Origin of the sequence: Aeromonas sp. s1(2024) (assembly GCF_040908005.1) — a bacterium.
Lineage (GTDB): Bacteria > Pseudomonadota > Gammaproteobacteria > Enterobacterales > Aeromonadaceae > Aeromonas > Aeromonas caviae.
Map to the genome: position 1 here is coordinate 40,674 of NZ_JBFOCW010000067.1, position 16,818 is coordinate 57,491.

11 protein-coding genes and 4 tRNA genes are annotated in these 16,818 nt (G+C 61.2%); 10 read left to right on the forward strand and 5 right to left on the reverse strand.

Annotated elements, in window-relative coordinates; genetic code table 11:
- Positions 1–109: 109 nt before the first annotated feature.
- From spoT to AB5Y70_RS16105, 4 genes are all read left to right on the forward strand, one after another.
- Positions 110–2,227 (forward strand): bifunctional GTP diphosphokinase/guanosine-3',5'-bis pyrophosphate 3'-pyrophosphohydrolase, encoded by a 2,118-nt coding sequence (spoT, locus tag AB5Y70_RS16090; protein ID WP_039040667.1) that lies wholly within the window; start codon positions 110–112, stop codon positions 2,225–2,227.
- Between the two features lie 107 nt (positions 2,228–2,334).
- On the forward strand, positions 2,335–3,078 hold the full coding sequence (gene trmH / locus AB5Y70_RS16095) for a tRNA (guanosine(18)-2'-O)-methyltransferase TrmH (RefSeq protein ID WP_279977477.1): 744 nt from the start codon (positions 2,335–2,337) through the stop codon (positions 3,076–3,078).
- Entirely contained in the window at positions 3,068–4,108 is a 1,041-nt protein-coding gene (locus tag AB5Y70_RS16100) for an alpha/beta fold hydrolase (RefSeq protein WP_069651595.1), read from the forward strand. The genes trmH and AB5Y70_RS16100 overlap by 11 nt, the downstream gene beginning before the upstream one ends.
- Before the next feature lie 103 nt (positions 4,109–4,211).
- Positions 4,212–5,015, forward strand: coding sequence for a Cof-type HAD-IIB family hydrolase (locus tag AB5Y70_RS16105; protein ID WP_279977476.1), 804 nt, complete (start codon positions 4,212–4,214; stop codon positions 5,013–5,015).
- A gap of 70 nt (positions 5,016–5,085) precedes the next feature.
- Here AB5Y70_RS16105 and AB5Y70_RS16110 read toward each other — a convergent pair whose 3' ends face one another.
- The 5 genes from AB5Y70_RS16110 to AB5Y70_RS16130 form a co-directional block, all read right to left on the reverse strand.
- On the reverse strand, positions 5,086–5,604 hold the full coding sequence (locus AB5Y70_RS16110; protein ID WP_069651594.1) for a ricin-type beta-trefoil lectin domain protein: 519 nt from the start codon (positions 5,602–5,604) through the stop codon (positions 5,086–5,088).
- Positions 5,605–5,775: 171 nt separating this feature from the next.
- Positions 5,776–5,852: transfer RNA gene (locus tag AB5Y70_RS16115), tRNA-Pro, on the reverse strand.
- 59 nt (positions 5,853–5,911) lie between these two features.
- A tRNA-Leu gene (locus tag AB5Y70_RS16120) sits at positions 5,912–5,997 on the reverse strand.
- A 20-nt stretch (positions 5,998–6,017) separates the two neighbouring features.
- Positions 6,018–6,093, reverse strand: a tRNA-His gene (locus tag AB5Y70_RS16125).
- A gap of 50 nt (positions 6,094–6,143) precedes the next feature.
- Positions 6,144–6,220: transfer RNA gene (locus AB5Y70_RS16130), tRNA-Arg, on the reverse strand.
- A gap of 263 nt (positions 6,221–6,483) precedes the next feature.
- On the opposite strand from AB5Y70_RS16130, the gene AB5Y70_RS16135 reads away from it, so the two are divergent.
- The 6 genes from AB5Y70_RS16135 (at position 6,484) to kdpA (ending at position 16,810) form a co-directional block, all read left to right on the forward strand.
- Positions 6,484–7,074 (forward strand): TetR/AcrR family transcriptional regulator, encoded by a 591-nt coding sequence (locus tag AB5Y70_RS16135; protein WP_279977475.1) that lies wholly within the window; start codon positions 6,484–6,486, stop codon positions 7,072–7,074.
- Positions 7,071–8,177 (forward strand): efflux RND transporter periplasmic adaptor subunit, encoded by a 1,107-nt coding sequence (locus AB5Y70_RS16140; RefSeq protein WP_041212081.1) that lies wholly within the window; start codon positions 7,071–7,073, stop codon positions 8,175–8,177. The genes AB5Y70_RS16135 and AB5Y70_RS16140 overlap by 4 nt, the downstream gene beginning before the upstream one ends.
- 15 nt (positions 8,178–8,192) lie before the next feature.
- Positions 8,193–11,273, forward strand: a complete 3,081-nt coding sequence (locus tag AB5Y70_RS16145; RefSeq protein WP_279977474.1) for a multidrug efflux RND transporter permease subunit — start codon at positions 8,193–8,195, stop codon at positions 11,271–11,273.
- A gap of 120 nt (positions 11,274–11,393) precedes the next feature.
- Positions 11,394–13,352, forward strand: coding sequence for an ATP-binding protein (locus tag AB5Y70_RS16150; RefSeq protein ID WP_010672308.1), 1,959 nt, complete (start codon positions 11,394–11,396; stop codon positions 13,350–13,352).
- A 76-nt stretch (positions 13,353–13,428) separates the two neighbouring features.
- Positions 13,429–14,778: a glutathione-disulfide reductase gene (gene gorA, locus AB5Y70_RS16155; RefSeq protein WP_045522651.1), complete on the forward strand. Its 1,350-nt coding sequence runs from the start codon at positions 13,429–13,431 to the stop codon at positions 14,776–14,778.
- Between the two features lie 349 nt (positions 14,779–15,127).
- Positions 15,128–16,810, forward strand: a complete 1,683-nt coding sequence (gene kdpA / locus AB5Y70_RS16160) for a potassium-transporting ATPase subunit KdpA (protein WP_103261624.1) — start codon at positions 15,128–15,130, stop codon at positions 16,808–16,810.
- Positions 16,811–16,818: the final 8 nt, after the last annotated feature.

The following is a 16,818-nucleotide window of genomic DNA, read 5'->3' on the forward strand; positions in this document are numbered from 1 at the left end:
CGCCCGGGTGCCGGCTGTTCTCCCCATTTACAACCGCTCGAAAACCTCGCAAACTCGAGGGCATACCCTCAATTTCACGGATTGCCGTTTAACCGCTGCGGGGACTGTCTTGTATTTATTTGAAAATCTTAAAGAAATAGCCAGTTCCTACCTGCCACCCGAGCAGGTTGAGAAGCTCAGGCAAGCCTATGTGGTAGCCCGTGATGCTCACCAGGGACAGATGCGTTCCAGTGGTGAACCCTACATCACTCATCCCGTTGCCGTGGCCCGCATCCTAGGCGACATGCGCCTCGATCACGAGACCCTGATGGCTGCCGTGCTGCACGACGTCATCGAAGATACCCCTGTCACCAAGGACGACCTGGCCGAGCAGTTTGGCAACGCCGTCGCCGAGCTGGTCTCCGGTGTCTCCAAGCTCGACAAGCTCAAATTCCGCGATCGCAAGGAAGCGCAGGTCGAGAACTTCCGCAAGATGATGATGGCCATGACCCAGGACATCCGGGTCATCCTGATCAAGCTGGCCGACCGCACTCACAACATGCGTACCCTCGGCTCCTTGCGACCGGACAAGCGCCGCCGCATCGCCCGGGAAACCCTCGAGATTTTCGCCCCCATCGCCAACCGCCTCGGTATTCACACCATGAAGAACGAGCTGGAAGAGCTCGGCTTCGAGGCGCTCTACCCCATGCGCTCCCGGGTACTGCGGGAATCGGTGCGCCGCGCCCGTGGCAACCGGCGCGAGATCATCGACTCCATCCAGAGCGAGATTGAGGGGCGTCTGCGGGAAGCCGGTATCGATGCCCAGGTGAGCGGACGCGAGAAGAACCTATTCTCCATCTACAACAAGATGGAGAAGAAAGAACTGCAATTCCACGAAGTGATGGATATCTATGCTTTCAGAGTGAGAGTGAAAGACATAGACACCTGCTACCGAGTGCTTGGGCAGATGCACAGCCTCTACAAGCCGCGCCCCGGTCGCTTCAAGGACTACATCGCCATCCCCAAGACCAACGGCTACCAGTCCCTGCACACCTCCCTGGTGGGCCCCCACGGGGTACCGGTGGAGGTGCAGATCCGCACCGAGTTCATGGACCAGATGGCCGACAAGGGCGTCGCCGCCCACTGGGCCTACAAGCAGGATGGGGACAGCTCGGGCACCACGGCCCAGATCCGCGCCCAGCGCTGGATGCAGAGCCTGCTGGAGCTGCAACAGAGCGCCGGCAGCTCCTTCGAGTTCATCGAGGGAGTCAAGACCGACCTCTTCCCCGACGAGATCTACGTCTTCACACCGGAGGGCCGCATCATGGAGCTGCCCGCCGGCGCCACCCCGGTGGACTTCGCCTACACGGTGCACACAGACATCGGTCATGCCTGCGTCGGTTCCCGGGTCGACCGCCACCCCTATCCGCTGAGCAGCCCGCTGCACTCCGGTCAGACGGTGGAGATCATCACGGCCCCCGGCGCCCGCCCGAACGCGGCCTGGCTCAACTTCGTGGTGACCACCAAGGCGCGCTCCAAGATACGTCAGTTCCTCAAGAACCTGCGCACCGAAGAGTCCGTGGTGCTGGGCCGCCGCCTGCTCAACCATGCCCTCGGCGCCAAGAACATCGAAGACATCCCGGAAGCCCGCGTCAAGCAGGTGCTGGCCGATACCAAACACGAGAACCTGCAGGGGCTGCTGGCCGACGTGGGCCTTGGCAACGCCATGAGCGTCATGGTGGCACGCCGCATGCTGGGAGATGAACTGCCGCCGGAAGAGCAGCCCAAATCCACCAGCAAGAAGATGCCGATCAAGGGGGCCGACGGCATGCTGGTCACCTTCGCCAACTGCTGCCGCCCCATCCCGGGGGACGCCATCATTGCCCACATCAGCCCGGGCAAGGGACTGGTGATCCACCAGGAGTCCTGCCGCAACATCAAGGGCTACAGCCGCGAACCGGACAAATACCTGCCGGTGCAGTGGGAGGTGGACAAGGAGCAGGAGCAGGAATTCCGCACCGGCATCAGCATCGAGATCGTCAATCACCAGGGCGCCCTGGCGGAGCTGGCCAACGTGATTGCCGCCACCGGCGCCAACATCCACGCCATCAGCACTGAGGAGAAAGATGGCCGGGTCTATGTGGTCACCCTGCTCATCACCACCAAGAGCCGGATCCACCTCGCCAACATCATGCGCAAGATCCGGGTCATGCCCAACGTGCTCAGGGTGAGCCGACAGAAAAACTGAACACAGGCGGCGCAAGCCGCCTGCTGCTTTTCAAGAGATACCCAGGGCCCCATGCCGCAAGCCACCAGCCTTGTTGCATGCACCGGCCTCACGACATAGAAACCGACATGACTCCTGAACGCTTCAAACGCATTTCCGACATGCTGGCCCAGCGCCAGCTCGACCTGACCGTCTGCATGGAAGAGGTTCATAAACCTCACAACCTGGCCGCCATCGTGCGCACTGCCGATGCCATCGGCATCCACCGGGTGCACGCGGTCTGGCCCAAGAGCTGGATCCACAAGCGCAAGGGCACCGCCCGCGGCAGCCAGAACTGGGTGGACGTGAAGCTGCACCCGGACATCGGCAGCGCGGTGACCGAACTCAAGGCCTCCGGCATGCAGATCCTGGCGACCCACCTCTCCGACAGCTCCGTGGACTTTCGCGCCATCGACTACACCAGACCCACCGCCATCCTGGTGGGCCAGGAGAAGCACGGCATCGGCGAAGAGGCGCTGGCCCTGGCCGATCACCATATCGTCATCCCCATGGTAGGCATGGTGCAGTCCCTCAACGTCTCGGTGGCTGCCGCCGCCATCCTTTACGAGGCCCAGCGCCAGCGCGAACTGGCCGGCTGTTATCAGCGCGGCTGCCCACTCACACCCGAAGAACAGAACACCATCTTGTTCGAGGGGGGCTATCCCGTCTATGCCCAGCTCTGCAAGGAGAAAGAGATGCCCTACCCCCAGCTCGGCCCGACCGGCGAGATCCTGGCGGACGAACGCTGGTGGCAGCAGATGCAGCTGACCCGCAAGGGCTGGGCCGCCCATCAATCGGATGATCCTTCGGAAGAGTACACTGATGAAGCTTAACCACCTGCCCCTGCTGGCCCTGACCCTGTTTTCTGCCGGAGCCCTTGCCGTGAGCAATCCTTACCAGCTGACCACTGAAGCCGACGTCCCCGCCCTCTATCAGCAGACCCTGCCCGACTTCTGGCGCCAGCATGCCGTCGAGGGGGAGTTCAAGGGCAAGGACGGGGTCACCCTCCGCTATGCCGCCCTGCGCCAACCCAAGATCGATCGCGCCATCCTCATCGTCAACGGCCGGGTCGAGAGCTACCTCAAGTATCAGGAGCTGGCCTGGGATCTCTGGCGCCAGGGTTACAGCCTCTACCTCATCGATCATCGCGGCCAGGGAATGTCAGACCGCATGCTGGCCGACAAAGAGAAGGGGTATGTCGACCAGTTCGACGACTATGTCGCCGATCTCAAACAGTTTCATGACGAAGTGATTGTACCGGACAAGCCTGCCAAGCTGTTCCTGCTGGCCCACTCCATGGGGGGGGCCATCTCGGCCCGCTATCTGGAACGCTGGCCGAACGACATCCAGGCGGCGGTGCTCTCCTCCCCCATGATGGGCATCAACCTCGGCGGCCTGCCCAAGTGGCTGGCCAAGGGGTTGGCGGCCACCATCGGCACGGTCGGCGGCTGGGTGGGCGAGCCCCCCTACGGCCCGGGTCAGGGACCCTATGAGGATCACGGCTTTGCCGACAACGAGCTGACCCACAGCACGGCGCGTTATCAGGCCTTCCGCCAGATCTACGAACAGCATCCCCAGGTCAGGCTGGGGGGCGCCACCGCCCACTGGATCCATCAGGCCATCACAGGATCGGACACGGCCGTAGCCGACTCCGGCGCCATCAAGACGCCGCTGTTGCTGCTGCAGGCCGGCGAGGACAGCGTGGTGGACAACGCCGCCCAGGAGGCCTTCTGCGCCAAGGCCCAATGTGAAGGGAGCAAGCCGCTGCGCATCGAAGGGGCCTGGCACGAGCTCTTCATCGAGGCGGATCCCCAGCGCCACGCCGCGCTCAATGCAACCCTGGCCTTCTTCGCGCGCTACTGACGCGACCAGAAGGGGCTGGTTATTTTTTGGATCCCTAAATAAATGGGGTGACGGCAGACGTTGGGGTACACTCCCCCGGCGTTCAATTGAAGTCGAGGTAATGATGTTCAAGGTAGTTGTGTCCGATCTCGATGGTACCCTGCTCAACGGGCAGCACCAGATCTCCTCCCGCACCCGGGATACTCTGCACCGCCTGGTCGACCAGGGCGTCAAGTTCGTGGTCGCCACCGGCCGTCACCATGTGGATGTGCGCAGCATCCGCGACACGCTCGGGCTCGACATCTATCTCATCACCTCCAATGGCGCCGTGGTACACGACAAGCAGGATCAACTGGTCTACAACCAGGCGCTACCGAGCACGGTGGCGGCCGAGCTGATCGCCATGGAACGCGACCCGTCCATCCACATCAACGTCTACTACGGCGACGAGTGGCTGGTGGAAGAGGAGCTGCCCTGGTTGCTGAAGTTCCATCACGACTCCGGCTTCAGCTACCGTCTGGCGGATCTCGCCAGCCACCCGATGGACAGGGTCAACAAGGTGTTCTACATCGGCGACCACGACAAGCTGCTGAAGATAGAGGCGCACCTCAACCAGCAATATGGTGATCGACTCAACGTCACCTTCTCCCTGCCTGACTGCCTCGAGGTGATGCATGCCGGTGTGCACAAGGGTAATGCCGTGCGCGCCGTGCTGGAGCAGCACGGCCTGGAGATGTCACAGGCCGTGGCCTTCGGCGATGGCATGAACGACTTCGAGATGCTGAGCATGGTGGGCCGTGGCGTGGTCATGGGCAACGCCCATGATCGCCTCAAACTGGCCCTGCCAGAGCACGAACAGACCCTCACTTCCGATGAAGATGGCGTTGCCGTCTATCTGGAGAAACTGTTCGCCTCCCAGACCCGCTGATAAGGCATCCCCATCGCGGATCGAAAAAGGGTGGCCCATGTGGCCACCCTTTTTTCTTCTCGCTCTCTTGTCACCACACCAGAGCCGGGTGCATCAGACGGTTCAACAGCGTGCCGGAGGGCGTCCACTCAAAGCTCTGGTTGGCGCCGCCATAGCATTCGGCGAGGCGCAGGGGGACGGCCGGCTTGTGACGGCGACCCGCCACATCCAGGCACAACGACACCTGCCGATTGAACAGCCGATCCCCCTGCCACTGCCATTGATGGCTCTCCTCCCGGCACGCCTCCATCCCCAGACCATCTTCCCCTCTGGCGACCAGGCAATCCCCGGCCAGTTGCAGGGCACCGACATCCCAGCTGAATGACTGGTTCGGTTGCTGATCGCAGGGCTGGGTCAGCAGACGGCCCTGCTCGCTCAGGGTCACGCAGAAGCCACCACTGGTTACCAAGGTGGCCTCGAGTTCGGCCTTTGGCTTGGGGGCGGCGCCCATCAGAAGATCTTCCGGTTTCGGCTGCAGGGCGCAACCACCCAGCAGCAGTGCGGCCATGGCCAGCACGGAGAGTTGAAGAGAAGTGATATGGTGATGCATAGGCCTTGTATCTGGTCCGTGCCCGAGCGTCCCCTGTCTCGCGGCTCCGGGCCCCAGCATAGCGAACTCGTGGCGAACAGGCGCCTGAAGAAGTGTAAAAAGACGTGACAGGAAAAAGCGAAAGAGAAACGCCAAAAAGCAAAAACCCCGCCTGAGCGGGGTTTTCAAATGTGGTCGGTGATAAAGGATTCGAACCTTTGACCCTCTGGTCCCAAACCAGATGCGCTACCGGGCTGCGCTAATCACCGAGGGGGTATTCCAAAAACACAAAGATGACCATCTGGCCATCCTCGTCATACAGCAAGTATGGTGCGAAGAGAGGGACTCGAACCCTCACACCCGGGGGGCACTAACACCTGAAGCTAGCGCGTCTACCAATTCCGCCACCTTCGCGTACCTGACAAGCTGTAAAATGGGGTGGCTGATGGGGCTCGAACCCACGACAACCGGAATCACAATCCGGGACTCTACCAACTGAGCTACAGCCACCACAGCTGTTTTCGTTCTTCAACACGCCCGTTTAACCGGCGCACTTTTGATGGTGCGCCCGACAGGATTCGAACCTGTGACCTCTGCCTCCGGAGGGCAGCGCTCTATCCAGCTGAGCTACGGGCGCTACGCTGTCGAACGGGGCGCATTATTGATGATGATGCCGACCTTGTCTACTCTTTTTTTGACACAAAGAATCAAGTGCCTGTTTTTCAATCACTTTCGACCCTTTTCAACTATTTTTGTTTTGTTCAGGCTGGATCCAGCAATTCCCCACTACTTTTTGAATCCCTCACCCCATAGGGTCAGAGATGATGGGCAATGCTTGACTTGCCTTTGCACCCACCTAGAATGAATGAACGTTCATTCAGTCGTTGACCTCTGATAACCATGGATAAGAAAGAACGCATTTTCAAAGCAGCTCACGAGATCCTCGGCGAGCAGGGCTTCTACGGCCTTTCCATTGCCGTGGTCGCCAAGAAAGCCAAGGTGGCGGCAGGCACCATCTATCGCTATTTCAGCGACAAGGATGACCTGATCCGCCAGCTCTATCAGCACACTATCCTCAAGTGTCATCCCCTGGTCATGGAAGGTGTGCAGATAGAAGAGGTGTCCTATAAGCAGTATCGACGCCTCTGGCTCAATATCGATGCCATCTTCACCAGCTACCCCAATGCACTCAAGTGCAAATTGCAGTACGAAAGTTCTCCATTGGGGGCTGAATTGGAGCGGGATCCGGTCATAATGGCGACGTGGGCGCCACTTGAGCGCTTCTTTGAGCAAGGACGCCAACAGGGACTCTTCATCGATCTCCCCATTCTGGTGTTGCAAGCATTGAGTCTGGATTGCGTGGCCAACCTGGCACAGCAGCGCCGGGTTCACGATTTCGAATTGACGCAGGAACAGCTGGAGACGGTCATCCGGGCCAGCTGGAATGCCATTTTAAACCCTAATGTTTCCATCACAGGAGCCTGTTCATGAAAAAGTGGATGGCCATCATGTTGCTGATAGCACTCGCCCTGTTTGGCAGTGTCATCGGCTTCAATATGTTCAAGCAGAAGAAGATTGCAGAGTTCATGGCCAATCGGCCCGAGCCCGAGTTCCCGGTCACCGCCATGGTCACCAAGGCGCAGGACTGGGTCCCCACCATTGAAGCCATCGGCTTCATCGAGCCGAACCAGGGGGTCACCCTCTCCAGCGAGCTGTCAGGCACCATCGACAGCATCCGGTTCGAATCCGGGGCACATGTCAAAGCGGATCAACTGCTGCTGAGCCTGGACTCCAGTGTGGAAAAAGCCAATCTGAACTCTTCCCAGGCCAGGCTGCCGGCAGCCAGGGCCAAGTTCGAGCGCTACAAGAACCTCTATCAGAAGAACTCCATCTCCCGGGACCAGCTGGATGATGCCGAGGCAAGCTACCGCTCCCTCGAGGCGGACATAGACAGTCTGAAGGCCACCATCGCCCGTCGTGAGGTGCGTGCCCCCTTCAGCGGCGCCGTGGGCCTGCGCAACGTCTTCCTCGGCCAGTATCTGGAGCCCGGTACCGAGATCGTGCGCCTGGAAGACACCAGCGTGATGCGCCTGCGCTTCACCGTGCCCCAGACCGACATCTCCAAAATCACCTTGGGACAAACCATCAAGATCAACGTGGATGCCTATCCCCAGACCCAGTTTGACGGCCAAATCACAGCCATCGAGCCCGCGGTCAACTATCAGAGCGGCCTGATCCAGGTGCAGGCAGACATTCCGAACAACGACGGCCAGCTCCGTTCCGGCATGTTCGCCCGCGCCAGCATCATACTGCCCACGGTGAAAGACCAGATAGTGATCCCGCAGTCCGCCATCTCCTTCACCCTCTATGGCGAGAACGTCTACGTCATTCACGAGGCTGACGGCGTGAAACGCGCCAAGCAGGTGGTGGTCAAGGCAGGTGAGCGTCGCGGCAACGATGTCCATGTGCTGTCCGGCATCAAGGCTGGCGATCAAATCGTGCTGTCGGGTCAGGTTCGCCTGAGCAACGATACCAAGGTGCACGTGGTCGAGAACGATGCCCTTGCCGTTCCGGCACAAACCCCGATGCTGTAAGCGCGGAGAGCTGCGATGCGATTTACTGACATATTCATAAAACGGCCTGTGCTGGCGATCTCGCTCAGCTTCCTGATAGCCCTGCTGGGCTTCCAGGCCATCTTCAAGATGCAGGTGCGTGAATACCCCGAGGTGATCAATACCGTCATCACGGTCAACACCAGCTACTATGGCGCCAGTGCGGATCTGATCCAAGGCTTCATCACCCAGCCCCTGGAGCAGGCGGTCGCCCAGGCCGACAACATCGACTTCATGACCTCCTCGAGCCAGCTGGGCAGTTCCACGGTGACGGCGTACATGAAGCTCAACACCGATCCGAACGCCGCGCTGTCCGACATCCTGGCCAAGGTCAACTCGGTGCGTTCCCAGTTGCCCAAAGAGGCGGAAGACCCTTCGGTCACCTCCTCCACCGGCTCCACCACGGCGGTGCTCTACATGGGCTTCACCAGCCCGGAGCTCAACTCCAGCCAGATCACCGACTACCTGGAGCGGGTCATCAAGCCCCAGCTGTTTACCGTGGGCGGGGTCTCCAAGGTGGATCTGTATGGCGGGGTCGAATTCGCCCTGCGGGTGTGGCTGGATCCGGCCAAGATGGCCGCCTTTGACCTGACCTCAAGCGACGTGATGACGGTGCTCAACAGCAACAACTATCAGTCCGCCACCGGCCAGGCCACCGGCTATTTCACCCTGTTCAACGGCAACGCCGAGACCCAGGTCGGCAACATCGAAGAGCTCAAGCGTCTGGTGGTCGCCACCCGCGACAGCAAGGTGATCCGTCTCTCCGACATCGCCAAGGTCTCCCTGGAGAAGAGCCACGACATCTATCGCGCCAGCGCCAACGGCCGCGAGGCCGTGGTTCTGGCCATCAACGCAGCCCCGACAGCCAACCCCATCAACATCGCCCACGATGTGCTGGAGCTGCTGCCGAGCCTGAAGCGCAACATGCCGAGCACCATGCAGGTGAACATCCTGTATGACTCCACCATCGCCATCAACGAATCCATCCACGAGGTCATCAAGACCATACTGGAGGCGGCCGCCATCGTACTGGTGGTGATCACCCTGTTCCTCGGTTCGTTCCGGGCGGTCATCATCCCCATCATCACCATTCCCCTGAGCCTCATCGGCGTGGTGATGATGATGGACATGTTCGGCTTCTCCATAAACCTCATGACCCTGCTGGCGATGGTGCTGGCCATCGGTCTGGTGGTGGATGACGCCATCGTGGTGCTGGAGAACGTCGACCGTCACATCAAGGAAGGGGAAGAGCCGTTCCGGGCCGCCATCATAGGTACCCGGGAGATCGCCGTGCCCGTCATCGCCATGACGGTCACCCTGGCGGCGGTGTATGCGCCCATCGCCCTGATGGGGGGCATCACCGGCTCCCTGTTCAAGGAGTTCGCGCTGACCCTGGCGGGCGCCGTGTTCGTCTCGGGCATCATCGCCCTGACCCTGTCGCCCATGATGTGCGCCAAGATGCTCAGGGCCAACGAGGAGCCAGGCAAGTTCGAGCGTACCGTGCACGATCTGCTGGACCGCCTGACGGCCCGCTACGACGCCATGCTCCATGCCGTGATGCAAAAGCGCATCGTGGTCATCCTGTTTGCCGTCATCGTGTTCGCCAGCCTGCCGCTGCTGTTCAAGTTCATTCCGAGCGAGCTGGCCCCGTCCGAGGACAAAGGCGTCATGGCGGTGCTGGGGACGGCTCCTTCCAACGCCAACCTGGACTACATCGAAAACACCATGGCGGATGTGAACAAAGTCCTGGACGACCAGCCGGAGATCGCTTACTCCCAGGTCTTCTCAGGGGTGTTCAACTCCAATCAGGCGTTCGGTATCGCCTCCATGGTGCCCTGGAGCCAGCGTGAAGCGAGCCAGAAAGAGGTGCTGGATCGGGTTGCCGGTCTGGTGAAGGACATCCCCGGGATGGCCATCACCACCTTCCAGTTCCCGGAACTGCCGGGGGCCTCGAGCGGTCTGCCCATCCAGTTCGTCATCACCACCCCGAACAGCTTCGAGAGCCTGTTCCTGATCGCGGGTGAGATGCTGGCGGCAACCCAGGCCAACGGCCAGTTCGTCTATTCGGATCTCGATCTGAACTACGACTCGGCCACCATGAAGATCAGCATCGACAAGGACAAGGCGGGTGCCTACGGCATCACCATGCAGGACATCGGCATCACCATGGGCACCATGATGGCGGACGGTTACGTCAACCGTATCGACCTGGATGGCCGCTCCTACGAGGTGATCCCGCAGGTGGAGCGCAAGTTCCGTCTCAACCCCGAGTCCATCAAGGGCTACTACGTGCGTGCCGCCGACGGCAAGTCGATCCCGCTGGGCAGCCTGATCAAGATTGAAGTGAAGGGAGAGCCCCGTGCCCTGCCCCACTTCAACCAGCTGAACTCCGCCACCATCGGCGCCGTGCCGGCACCTGGCGTGGCCATGGGGGATGCGATCAACTGGTTCAAGGCGACCGCGGAAGAGAAGCTGCCCCAAGGCTATCGTTACGACTTCATGGGGGAAGCCCGCCAGTTCGTGACCGAAGGGAATGCGCTCTACGCCACCTTCGCCCTGGCCCTGGCCATCATCTTCCTGGTGCTGGCGATCCAGTTCGAATCCGTGCGTGACCCGCTGGTCATCATGGTGTCGGTGCCGCTGGCCATCAGTGGCGCACTGATCGCTCTGGCGTGGGGCATGGCCACCATGAACATCTACTCCCAGGTCGGTCTCATCACCCTCGTCGGTCTGATTACCAAGCACGGTATTCTGATCTGCGAGGTGGCGAAGGAGGAGCAGCTGCTGCATGGTCTGAACCGGATGCAAGCCGTGATGCAGGCTGCCAAGGTCCGTCTGCGCCCCATCCTGATGACCACGGCGGCGATGATCGCAGGCCTTATCCCGCTGCTCTATGCCTCGGGTGCGGGGGCGGCACAGCGCTTCAGCATCGGCATCGTCATCGTGGCGGGTCTGGCCATCGGCACCCTGTTCACCCTGTTCGTGCTGCCGGTCATCTACACCTTCCTGGCATCCGAGCACAAGCCGCTGCCGGAATTCGACGAATCCATCCCGGCAAAAGCCAAGGGCGGTCACTGATCCCAGCCCACACAAACAAGGCCCCGAAAGGGGCCTTGTTTTTATCCATTGGATGACACACGACATAAGTCCATGAAGCAGTTAAACTAAACCGCACTCAATCCAGACCGCAAGGACGCCATGTCAGGAATCTTCTCCAAGGCCGTCGGCCTTAACGGACTCTCTTATCGTCTGCTTTCCTACATTCTGATCTGCAGTACGGTGCTGGCACTGCTCATCACCGTGCTTCAGCTCGCCTGGGACTACAACAAGGATGTGACCGTCATCGAGGCCAGCATCGGCCAGATCGAGGCCTCCTTCCTGCAACCCATCTCGGCCAGTCTCTGGAATCTGGATGAAGAGCAGGTGAAGGTGCAGATCGAGGGCATCATGAACCTGCCCAACATGCAGTTCGTCATGGTCAAGGAGATGCTGGGCAATTCGGAAGTGCCCCTGCTCACCCAGGGGGTGGAGCAGCCCCAATACGACATCTCCCGCGAGTTCACCCTGAGCTACCAGGGGGAAGTGGTTGGCAAGTTGTTCGTCGCCGCCTCCCTGGAGCAGGTCTACCAGCGCCTCATCGAGAAATCCGTGCTGATCCTGGTCAGCCAGACCATCAAGACCCTGGTCGTCTCGTTCTGCATCCTGGTCATCATTTACTATCTGGTGATCCGTCATATCAACCGCATCGTCAGCTATGCCCAGAAACTGAGCCTGGATCGCCTCGCGGTGGAGCTGACCCTGGAGGGTCGCCCCCTGCCCCGCAAGTCCCCTGACGAATTCGATACCCTGGCCGCCACCCTCAACCAGATGCGCACCCGGCTGAACGACGAGTTCACGGCCCGCCATCAGGCCGCCGATCAGCTCCAGCAGGAGCGGGACTTCTCCGCCACCCTGATCAACTCCGCCAACATGGTCATCTGCTGCATGGAGCCGGATCTCAACATCGCCAGCATCAACCCGGCAGCCATCCTGCTCACCGGCTATCACCACCAGGAGCTGTTGCAGCACAACTGGCTGGATCTCTTCGTCAGCAAGGAGCAGCGTGACGAGCTGGCCGCCACCCTGGCCGATCAGGGCGCCCTGGAGGACAGGGAGATCACCATGCACGACCAGCAGGGCAACGAGCTGGTACTGCAGTGGACCTTCGCTCCCTTCTACGAGGGGCCCAACCTCAAGTACCTGATTGGCTTTGGCTATGACATCACCCCCCTCAAGAAGGTGGAGCGGGAGATCACCCTGTTCAACGAGCAGCTGGAAGGCAAGGTGGCGGAACGCACCCGCAGCCTGAGCGATGCCAACGACCAGCTGGGCAAGGCCTATGACGATCTCAAACAGGCCCAGCAGACCCTGGTGGAGTCGGAAAAGATGGCCTCCCTCGGTTCCCTTGTTGCCGGCGTGGCCCACGAGATCAACACCCCCATCGGCATCAGCGTCACCGCCTCCTCCTACCTGCAGGAGCGGGTGGCCGACTTCAAGCAGCATATCGAGGCCAAGCAGCTCTCCCGCACCTACCTCAACGAATTCACCCAGAATCTCGACGAGTCGATGCAACTGCTGCAAGGCAACCTGAGACGCGCCTCAGAGCTCATCGCCAGCTTCAAGCAGGTAGCGGTCGATCAGTCCTCCGAGGCCCGCTACAACTTCAGCCTCGCCGACAACCTGCATCAGGTGGTGGTCTCCCTCGGCTACAAGCTCAAGAAGGCCCAGTGCGAGGTGGACATCCAGTGCGATCCCAAGCTGAGCATCTACTCCTTCCCGGGCAGCTTCACCCAGATCTATTCCAACCTGATCCTCAACTCCATCCATCACGGTTTCGATGGCTGGGACAGGCCCAGAAAGATCACCATACAGGTGGCGCAGCAGGGAGACGAGCTGGTCATCGACTACAGTGACAACGGCCGCGGCATCCCCCCGGAGATATTGCCGCGCATCTTCGATCCTTTCGTCACCTCCAAGCGGGGCCAGGGTGGCAGCGGGCTCGGCACCCATATCATCTACAACCTGGTGGTCCAGCTGCTGCGCGGCCGCATCCACTGCGCCAGCGAACCGGGCCAGGGCGCCCAGTTCCACATTCGTCTGCCCATCCAGCAGAACTGAGCACCGGCTCTTGTGGGCCGGCCGCTTTGTCCCCATCATGCTGTGACTGCATTCTTAACGAGCGGAGAACCTCGCAATGGCACAGCATTTTGACTACATCGCCATCGGTGGCGGCAGCGGCGGCATCGCCTCGGCCAACCGGGCAGCCATGTACGGCAAGAAAGTCGCCCTGATCGAAGCCAAAGAGCTGGGTGGCACCTGCGTCAACGTCGGCTGCGTACCGAAGAAGGCCATGTGGTATGCAGGCCAGATCGCCGATGCCCTGAAATATGGCGCCGACTACGGCTTCGACACCACGCTCAACCACTTCAGCTGGGCCAAGCTGGTCGAATCCCGTCAGGCCTATATCGGGCGCATTCACCAGTCCTACCAGAACGTGCTGGGCAAGAACCAGATCACTGTCATCAAGGGCTTCGCCCGCTTCGTCGACAGCCATACCGTCGAGGTGAACGGCGAGCACTACAGCGCCGATCACATCCTGATTGCCACCGGCGGCCGCCCCGAGGTCCCGACCATTCCGGGCGCCGAACTGGGTATCGACTCCGACGGTTTCTTCGACCTGCAAAGCCAGCCCAAACGGGTTGCCGTGGTGGGTGCCGGCTATATCGCCGTGGAGATCGCTGGCGTGATGCAGGCACTTGGCTCCGAGACCCATCTGGTGGTGCGCAAACATGCGCCGCTGCGCAACTTCGACCCCATGATCCACGAGACCCTGGTGGAGATCATGGCGCAGGAAGGGCCCAAGCTGCACACCCACGCCATTCCCAAGGCCGTCATCAAGAACGCCGACGACAGCCTGACCCTGCAACTGGAAGATGGTCGCCACCTCACCGTGGACTGCCTCATCTGGGCCATCGGTCGCGTGCCCGCCACCGACAACCTCAATCTGGCTGCCACCGGCATCACCCTGGACGAGAAGGGCTTCATCCCCACCGACAAGTTCCAGAGCACCGACGTCGCCAACCTTTATGCCGTCGGTGACAACACCGGCCGCATCCAGCTCACCCCGGTGGCTGTCGCGGCAGGCCGCCGCCTCTCGGAGCGGCTGTTCAACAACAAGCCGGGCGAGCACCTCAACTACGATCTGGTGCCGACCGTGGTGTTCAGCCACCCGCCCATCGGCACCATCGGCCTGACCGAGCCGGAAGCCGTCGCCGAATACGGTGAAGATCAGGTGAAGGTCTACCGCAGCCAGTTCACCGCCATGTATTCGGCCCTGACCCAGCATCGCCAGCCCACCCGGATGAAACTGGTCTGCGTCGGGCCGGAAGAGAAGGTGGTCGGCCTGCACGGCATCGGCTTCGCCATGGACGAGATCCTGCAAGGCTTCGGCGTCGCCATGAAGATGGGTGCCACCAAGGCGGACTTCGACAACTGCGTTGCCATCCATCCGACCAGCGCGGAAGAGTTTGTGACCATGCGATAAGCGGGGTTGAAGCTGACCTCATCACCATCGGGTCAGCTTCCACCACTTGCTACCAAAACCCGGCTCAGGCTGGGTTTTTTGTGCCTTGCCTGTCCACCAGCCAACAAAACCTGCCTTCTTTACGCCGATTTTACGCCAGCCAAATTGGGCTTTATGGCGCCTTTACGCCCGTTTTACATACCCTTTGAGCGTCAATGAGACCCATGGGATCGACACGGATATGCATCGATCCCTGACGCTAATTACCTCAACGGAGTCGTTATGAATTGGCTATATCTGCTGCTGGTCCTCGCCCTCGCGGGCTATCTGCTGCGCGCCCTCGCGCGCACTCATGAGTGAGGAACCGGATATGTGGCAAGAGATCATCTATCCCGTCGCGTTCGTGCTGCTGGTGCTGCTGCCGGCGCCTCTGCTTGGCAACTACCTGTATCGGGTGTTTGAAGGCAAGAGTCGCTGGCTGGCCCCGTTTGAGCGCGCCACCCTGGCCTGCTGCGGCACGGACGGGCGCGAGCAGGACTGGAAGTCCTACGCCCTCAGCCTGCTGGCTTTCAACGGCGCCGGTTTCGGCCTGCTGTTCCTGATCCTGATGGCGCAGGGGCTGCTGCCCCTCAACCCGCAGCAACTGCCCGGGCTGAACTGGCAACTCGCCTTCAACACCGCGGTCAGCTTCATGACCAACACCAACTGGCAGGCCTACTCCGGCGAAGCCAGCCTCTCCTACTTCAGCCAGATGGTGGGGCTCACCACCCAGAACTTCGTCTCCGCCGCCACCGGCGCCGCCGTCGCCATCGCCCTGTTTCGCGGCATCGCCCGCCAGCAGACCACCCACCTCGGCAACTTCTGGCAGGATCTGGTGCGTTTCTGCCTCTACGTGCTGCTGCCGATGGCGCTGATCCTGGCGCTGCTGCTGGTCTGGCAGGGGGTGCCCCAGAGCCTGTCGGCCTACCTGCCGTTCCACGCTCTGGAAGGCCAGGAGCAGCTGCTGCCGCTCGGCCCGGCCGCCTCCCAGATCGCCATCAAGCAGCTCGGCTCCAACGGCGGCGGCTTCTTCGGCATCAACTCAGCCCATCCGTTCGAGAACCCCACAGCCCTCTCCAACTGGCTGGAGATGGTCGCCCTGCTGACCCTGGCCGCCGCCATGGTCTGTACCCTGGGTCGTTACGTGAAGGATCTGGCCCACAGCCGCGCCATCCTCATCGCCATGACCATCATGCTGGTGCTGGGGCTCTGCCTCGCCATCGGCCAGGAGCTGAAGCCGGATCCCGCCCTCGCACACCTCACCAGCGAAGCCGGCAACTGGGAAGGCAAGGAGAGTCGCTTCGGCCCCGTGCTGTCCAGCATCTGGGAAGTGGCCACCACCGCCGCCTCCAACGGCTCGGTCAACGCCATGCACGACAGCTTCACCCCCCTCGGCGGCATGGTCGGCATGATCAACATGCTGCTGGGTGAAGTGGTGTTCGGCGGCGTCGGTGCCGGCATCTACGGCATGATGCTGTTCGTGCTGCTGACCGTGTTCCTGTGCGGCCTGATGGTGGGGCGCACCCCCACCTATCTGGGCAAACGGCTCGGCATCACCGAGATGAAGTGGGTGGTCGCCAGCATGCTGGTGATGCCGGTCGGGGTATTGGTGATCGGCGGCATTACCCTGCTGATGCCGGACTCCGCCACCGTCATCGGACACGATGGCCCACACGGCCTGTCACGGCTGATCTATGCCTACGCCTCGGCCGCCGGCAACAACGGCTCCGCCTTCGCCGGCTTTGCCGCCGCCGACAGCTGGCAGTGCATCGCCATCGGGCTGGCCATGCTGCTCGGCCGCTTCGGCTACATCATTCCGGTGCTGGCCATCGCCGGCCAGTTGGCCCGCGCCCCGCGTCAGGAGACGAGCGAAGGGGACTTCCCCGTCAGCGGCCCGCTCTTCATCACTCTGCTGATCGTCACCGTGCTGCTGATGGGGGGTCTCTCCTTCCTGCCGGTGCTGGCGCTGGGCCCGGTGGCGGAACACCTGAGCCTGCTGGGAGGAGCCTTCTGATGCTGCAC